Source organism: Ruegeria sp. HKCCA5426, assembly GCF_013034585.1.
Classification (GTDB): Bacteria; Pseudomonadota; Alphaproteobacteria; order Rhodobacterales; family Rhodobacteraceae; genus Ruegeria.
In genome coordinates this window covers 38,309-44,641 of record NZ_WQGH01000016.1, presented here as the reverse complement: position 1 = coordinate 44,641, position 6,333 = coordinate 38,309, and the positions used below count along the sequence as shown (strand labels likewise).

Sequence of the window (6,333 nt, the reverse complement as noted above, 5' to 3'; positions counted from 1 at the left end):
AGCCCAAGCGCCTGCTGTCGTTCCATGTTCTGATGAACTGGCTGGGGTGGTAGGATTCGAACCTACGATACACGGTACCAAAAACCGCTGCCTTACCACTTGGCTACACCCCAACGGTGAGGCGCTATCTACGATTGTTGTTTGGAGGGTTCAAGACCTTTCCCGCAAAAAAATGAGGAAGGTCTGGAAAAAACTTTTGACCCCAAGGTTGGTGCTCAGAGGTGGCTTTTCTCGGGGTCTTTCTTTGGCACTGTGCCGATTGGCATGCAGTGGGTCTGCGGAGGGCCTAAAAACACTTTCTTGATACGCCCACATAGGAAAATGCCGTTAATTTCATATGGCCTACGGGCATTTGAGTGTTACGCTCAACTTCGCAAAGGGACCAACATTGGCAAGATCCCGGATACCCAATCATAGGTGACACATGAAATTTCTACGCACGCCGGACTCTCGATTTGAAGGTCTGGCTGATTATGACTTTCAGCCGAACTACACTTTGGTCGACGATACTGAGGCGGGAGAATTACGAATCCATCATGTGGATGTAGGGCCTACTGATGCCGATCCGGTGTTGATGATGCACGGAGAGCCGAGCTGGTCGTATTTGTATCGCCATATGATTGCGGGGTTTGTGCAGCAGGGGTATCGCGCTGTTGCGCCGGATTTGATTGGGTTTGGCAGATCGGACAAGCCGACGGAACGTAGCGATTATACCTACGCGCGCCACGTCGCCTGGATGGGGGCCTGGCTGCGTCAGGTGGACCTACGCAATATCACGCTGTTCTGCCAGGACTGGGGCGGGTTGATCGGGTTGAGGCTTTGGGCTGAAATGCCCGACAGGTTTGCGCGTGTTGTCGTCGCCAATACCGCGCTGCCGACCGGCGATCAGCCGATGGGAGAGGCTTTTGATAGTTGGCGCAAATTCAGTCAGGAAGTGCCTGTTTTTCCAGCCGGTGGGATCTTAAAGGGTGGAACAGCGAAACCGTTGTCAGACGCGGCCATTGCGGCTTATGACGCGCCATATCCCGACGAAAGTTACAAGGCGGGGGCGCGGCAATTCCCGATGTTGGTGCCGGCTTCGCCCGATGATCCCGAGTCGGATCCGAACCGGCGGGCGTGGGGTGTGCTACGTGGCCTGCAAACGCCCGTCCTGACGGCTTTTGGTGCGGATGACAACGTAATGGCTGGGATAGATGCGGTGTTTCAGCGTCTTTGCCCCGGCGCGGCCGGGCAACCTCATGTGATCTTGCCCAATGCGGGTCATTTTCTGCAAGAGGACGTAGGCCCTGAACTGGTAAAGCTAACCTGCGATTTCATCCAGCGCACGTCCTGAGGTGTGCAGGGTCATTCCCGGACTTCCGAAGGGTCGACCCCCCAAAGGTTCGACTTGAGGGTCCAGCCCTTGTATCCGCCAGCCGAAATTCGGCACCAGTCAATGGTACAGCTTCCAAGTCGGGCGACCACGCCGGATTCGAACTGTGCGCTGACCTGCGAGTTCGGGTCCGGGTTGGCATAAACGGGCAGCATGTCAGATTCGATCAGGACTGTGCGAACGCCAGACAACAACGCATAGTGTACCCAGCCGCCGGCTCCTTCGCGGTCCTGAACCTTCCGCCAGTTTCCATATTCGGCGGTGATTTGCAGAGGCATCCCACGGCGTTTGAAGACCCAGTCGATTCGATGGGTCAGGGACGGGCCGCGACGTACATTGCCTTCGGCGGCTTTCATCGAAACATATCGTGGCAGCGGCAGATTGGTCACCTGACCGCGCTTGTCCTGCGCGCTGGCAGCGACTGCGCCAGCCAGAACCAGAAATGCGGACAAAACCACCGTCAAACGGCGCTTTGGGGGTAGAATACCACTCACGGACTGTCTGCTCTTGTGCCTGTTGATCTTGTTTCGAAAAAAGGTCGACTCAATGCCTCGGGGGTTCTTGTGCCCCGCCTTATCCTGCGCCACGATGCCATGGCGCGCGAAGGTTTGCAAAGCAGTGGGAGTGCACAGGTGCCAAGAGAACGTCTGAGTGTTGTCGTAACGCGACGGTTGCCCGAGGCGGTAGAAACCCGGTTGAGCGAATTGTTCGATGTTCAGTTGCGGACCGAGGACACCCCAATGTCCCGAGAAGAACTGGTCGCCGCAGTCCAAAGCGCGGATGTCCTTGTACCGACGGTCACAGACACAATTGACGGCGGATTGCTGGGACAGGCGGGTGAAAACCTGCGCTTGATCGCGAATTATGGGGCAGGGGTCGATAATATCGACGTCGCCACCGCGAGGCAGCGGGGCATTCTTGTCTCGAACACTCCGGGTGTTCTGACAGATGATACCGCCGACATGACCATGGCGCTTATACTTGCCGTCACGCGGCGTATCCCCGAGGGGCTGTCGGTGATGCAAAAAGGTGAGTGGGAGGGCTGGGCCCCAAACGCCCTGTTGGGTGGCCGCATTGGTGGTCGCCGTCTTGGTATTTTGGGCATGGGGCGCATTGGTCAGGCCGTGGCGCGCCGGGCCAGCGCCTTTGGGATGCAGGTTCATTACCACAACCGCCGCAGGCTTCGTCCCGAAACGGAACAAGAGCTTGAAGCGACCTATTGGGAAAGCCTTGATCAGATGGTTGCGCGAATGGACGTCATCTCGATCAACTGCCCGTCCACACCGTCCACGTTCCACCTGATGAATGCGCGGCGATTGAAGCTGATGAAACCTTCGGCGGTAATTGTGAACACCTCGCGGGGAGAAGTGCTTGACGAAAACGCGCTAACCCGTCTGATCCGGTCCGGCGATATCGCGGGGGCTGGGTTGGACGTTTACGAACACGGGACGGACGTGAACCCGCGCCTGCGGCAGTTGCCGAATGTTGTCCTGCTGCCGCATATGGGATCGGCCACACTGGAAGGGCGGATCGAGATGGGTGAGAAAGTCATCATCAATATCAAGACGTTCGAAGATGGCCACCGCCCACCGGACCAGGTGGTTCCTGCAATGCTGTAGGAATGTGCGGCAGCCCGCAAATTTATGTTTTTTCAGGAGGATAATATGAAAAGAAGTCTGATTTCAGGGTTGTTCGCGACCGCAATGGCAATTTCCGGCCCTTTGTTCGCACAAGAGACAGCCGACGCTGTTGCCCCCGAAGGTGCCTCCGAAGGGCAGGTTCAAGGTCTGACCGAAGAAGTGATCGCCTCGCTTGAGGCGAAACTGGCTGGCGCGCCGGTTTCTTCGCAGAATTGGATGGTGGCAGCCGCGAACCCGTTGGCCGTTGAAGCCGGGGCCAAGGTATTGCGGGCCGGTGGATCGGCTGCGGATGCGATGGTAGCTGTACAAGTTGTGCTTGGCCTGGTCGAGCCGCAGTCGTCCGGACTGGGCGGTGGGGCGTTTCTTGTTTGGTACGACGCCGCCACTGGCGAACTGACGACACTGGACGGGCGCGAAACCGCGCCGTTGGAGGCAAATCACCGGCTGTTCCAAAATGAAAATGGCGAACCGCTGAAGTTCTTTGACGCCGTCGTGGGTGGTTTGTCGGTGGGGACACCGGGTACGCCCGCCTTGCTGGAAGAGGCGCACCGGCGCTGGGGGCGCAGCCCGTGGCCCAGCCTGTTCGCCGATGGGATCGCGCTGGCTGATGAAGGGTTTCTTGTATCTCCGCGTCTGGCCGGCCTTGTGGAAAAAGACGCCGAACGCCTGTCGCGTTTCCCGGCGACCGCTGCGTATTTCCTGCCGGATGGGGCGCCATTGGCACAGGGCCAGCGCCTGATGAACCCCGACTATGCGGACACTCTGCGCGTTCTTGCCAGCGAAGGATCAGCGGGTTTTTACGGGGGCGAGATCGCCGCAGGTATCGTCAACACGGTGCGGAGCGCACCGGGGAATCCGGGGATTTTGTCGGGAATTGACTTGGCGCTGTATCAGGTGATCGAACGCGAACCCGTTTGTGCGGCGTATCGCGCCTATGAGGTGTGCGGAATGGGGCCGCCTTCCTCTGGTGCGCTGACTGTGGGTCAGATTCTGGGCATGCTGGATGGCTATGACCTGGCGGCGATGGGGCCCGAGGATATCAATACGTGGCGACTGATCGGCGACGCCTCGCGTCTGGCTTTTGCGGATCGCGGGCGGTACATGGCGGATCACGACTTTGTCCCGATGCCGACAAAAGGGCTGGTTGATCCGGCCTACTTGTCGGAACGTGGCGCCTTGATGAGCGGCGATGCAGCTCTGATTGACGCAACACCCGGCAACCCAGAATTCGAGCATTCGTCGAATTGGGCGGATGACGTGTCGCTGGAATTGCCGTCGACCTCTCATATCTCGATCGTTGACCAGTATGGGAACGTCCTGTCGATGACTACGACGATTGAAAACGGGTTCGGGTCCCGATTGATGACCAACGGGTTCTTGCTTAACAATGAACTGACAGATTTCTCGTTCAAAACTCACAGCAATGGTGTTCCGATTGCGAACCGCCTTGAACCGGGCAAACGCCCCCGTTCGTCGATGAGCCCGACCATTGTAATGCAGGACGGCAAACCGGTTCTGGCCATCGGTTCACCCGGTGGAAGCCGGATTATTGGTTATGTTGCCAAGTCAATCATTGCGTGGGCGGATTGGGGCATGGACGTGCAGCAGGCACTGTCGATGCCCCATCTGGTCAACCGTTTTGGCACCTACGATGTCGAACAGGGCACATCGGCCGAGGGTTTTGTCGATGCGCTGACGACCCTGGGATACGAGGTTAATCCACGTGACCTGACCTCGGGGCTGCACGCCATCGAGATCGGGGACGTTTTGACGGGCGGGGCCGATCCACGCCGCGAAGGGATTGCGCTGGGCGAATAGCCCGGCGTTTTAGGGGGGAACACCATGGCGCAAGCAGTTGCATTGCCGCGGAACGAGGCTGGCATTCAGACAGTCGTTGGCCTTCTGAAGACCACCTTTGGGGATCGTCTGCAGATAGGGCAGGCGATCCGCGAACAGCATGGGCATACGACGACTTGGATTGAAAATCAGTCCCCGGACGCGGTGGTGTTCCCGCACTCGACCGAAGAAGTGTCTGAGATCGTCAGACTTTGCGCCGAACACAAGGTCCCAGTGATCGCCTTCGGCACGGGGACCTCGCTTGAAGGGCATGTGAACGCGCCCGCCGGTGGGATTTCGGTCGACCTGACCCAGATGAACAAGGTGCTGAAAGTCAACGCCAGCGATCTGGATTGTGTCGTGCAGCCCGGCGTGACGCGCGAAGACCTGAACACATTCCTTCGTGATCAGGGGCTGTTCTTTCCCATCGACCCCGGTGCGAATGCCTCGTTGGGGGGGATGGCTGCCACCCGGGCGTCGGGGACCAACGCGGTACGCTATGGGACCATGAAAGACAACATCCTCAGCCTCGAAGCTGTCATGCCCGACGGTCAGATTATTCGTACCGGTCACAGGGCCAAGAAGTCCTCTGCCGGGTATGATCTGACGCGGTTGCTGATCGGTGCTGAGGGAACGCTTGGTATCATTACCGAGATCACGTTGCGTCTTCAGGGTATCCCCGAGGCGATCACCTCGGCGCGGTGTTCCTTCCCAACGGTTGATGCGGCCTGCCAAGCTGTAATGATGACGATCCAGTACGGCGTGCCGGTCGCCCGGATCGAGTTACTGGACGAAATGTCAGTGAAGGCTGCGAATGCCTATTCCAACCTGACCCTGCCGGAAACGCCATTGCTGCTGCTCGAATTTCACGGATCGGAAAGCGGTGCAGTTGAGCAGGCCGAAACCTTTGGTCAGATCGCCGAGGAATTCGGGGGTACAGATTTTGCCGCGACGTCAACGACGGAAGAGCGGAACAAGCTGTGGCAAGCCCGGCACGACATGTATTGGGCGTGTCTGCAACTGCGCCCTGGTGCACGCGGAATCTCGACTGACGTATGCGTACCGATCTCACATCTGGCAGAGTGTGTGACGGCAACGCAGAACCGTGCGAGTGAACTGGGGCTGATGGCACCTATGGTTGGGCATGTGGGTGATGGAAACTTCCATACGCTGCTCCTGATTGACATGGACAACCCTGACGAGGTGGCCAACGCCGAAGGATTTGTGGGCTGGCTCAACGACCTCGCCATCTCGATGGAGGGGACATGTACCGGTGAACACGGAATCGGACAGGGCAAGCGCCCGTATCTTTTGAAAGAACTGGGGCCAGCCGTTGCCTATATGGGCGCCATCAAAAGGGCGTTGGACCCCGATAACATTATGAATCCAGGAAAGATTTTTCCTTCATCGAATTATTGATAACGTTGCGGAAGCGTCGCGCCTAGGACACAAGGATGCCCAAATTCGCCTGTATCAGTTACCGCA

At 58.1% G+C, this 6,333-nt stretch carries 5 protein-coding genes and 1 tRNA gene; 4 read left to right on the top strand and 2 right to left on the bottom strand.

The features are described 5' to 3' along the window. Positions 1-38: 38 nt before the first annotated feature. Positions 39-113: transfer RNA gene (locus GOV87_RS19175), tRNA-Gln, on the bottom strand. A gap of 311 nt (positions 114-424) precedes the next feature. On the opposite strand from GOV87_RS19175, the gene GOV87_RS19170 reads away from it, so the two are divergent. Continuing rightward, positions 425-1,333 (top strand): haloalkane dehalogenase, encoded by a 909-nt coding sequence (locus GOV87_RS19170; RefSeq protein ID WP_171212841.1) that lies wholly within the window; start codon positions 425-427, stop codon positions 1,331-1,333. Between the two features lie 11 nt (positions 1,334-1,344). Here the strand turns inward: GOV87_RS19170 and GOV87_RS19165 are convergent, their stop codons facing one another. Further along, entirely contained in the window at positions 1,345-1,866 is a 522-nt protein-coding gene (locus GOV87_RS19165) for an SH3 domain-containing protein (protein ID WP_371813544.1), read from the bottom strand. Between the two features lie 138 nt (positions 1,867-2,004). Here GOV87_RS19165 and GOV87_RS19160 point away from each other — a divergent pair, with 138 nt between their 5' ends. The 3 genes from GOV87_RS19160 to GOV87_RS19150 are packed head-to-tail and all read left to right on the top strand — an operon-like array spanning position 2,005 to position 6,267. Continuing rightward, positions 2,005-2,991, top strand: a complete 987-nt coding sequence (locus tag GOV87_RS19160) for a D-glycerate dehydrogenase (RefSeq protein ID WP_171121666.1) — start codon at positions 2,005-2,007, stop codon at positions 2,989-2,991. 45 nt (positions 2,992-3,036) lie between these two features. Continuing rightward, complete coding sequence (gene ggt, locus GOV87_RS19155) at positions 3,037-4,830, top strand: gamma-glutamyltransferase (RefSeq protein ID WP_171212840.1); 1,794 nt, start codon at positions 3,037-3,039, stop codon at positions 4,828-4,830. A 24-nt stretch (positions 4,831-4,854) separates the two neighbouring features. Continuing rightward, the gene (locus tag GOV87_RS19150; RefSeq protein WP_171212839.1) at positions 4,855-6,267 is read left to right on the top strand and encodes an FAD-binding oxidoreductase; all 1,413 of its coding nucleotides are present in this window, start codon (positions 4,855-4,857) and stop codon (positions 6,265-6,267) included. Positions 6,268-6,333: the final 66 nt, after the last annotated feature.

Bases quoted from the DNA above. Each gene is read 5' to 3' on its own strand.
- GOV87_RS19170 (WP_171212841.1), top strand. From the start codon at position 425: ATGAAATTTCTACGCACGCCGGACTCTCGATTTGAAGGTCTGGCTGAT.
- GOV87_RS19150 (WP_171212839.1), top strand. From the start codon at position 4,855: ATGGCGCAAGCAGTTGCATTGCCGCGGAACGAGGCTGGCATTCAGACA.
- ggt (WP_171212840.1), top strand. From the start codon at position 3,037: ATGAAAAGAAGTCTGATTTCAGGGTTGTTCGCGACCGCAATGGCAATT.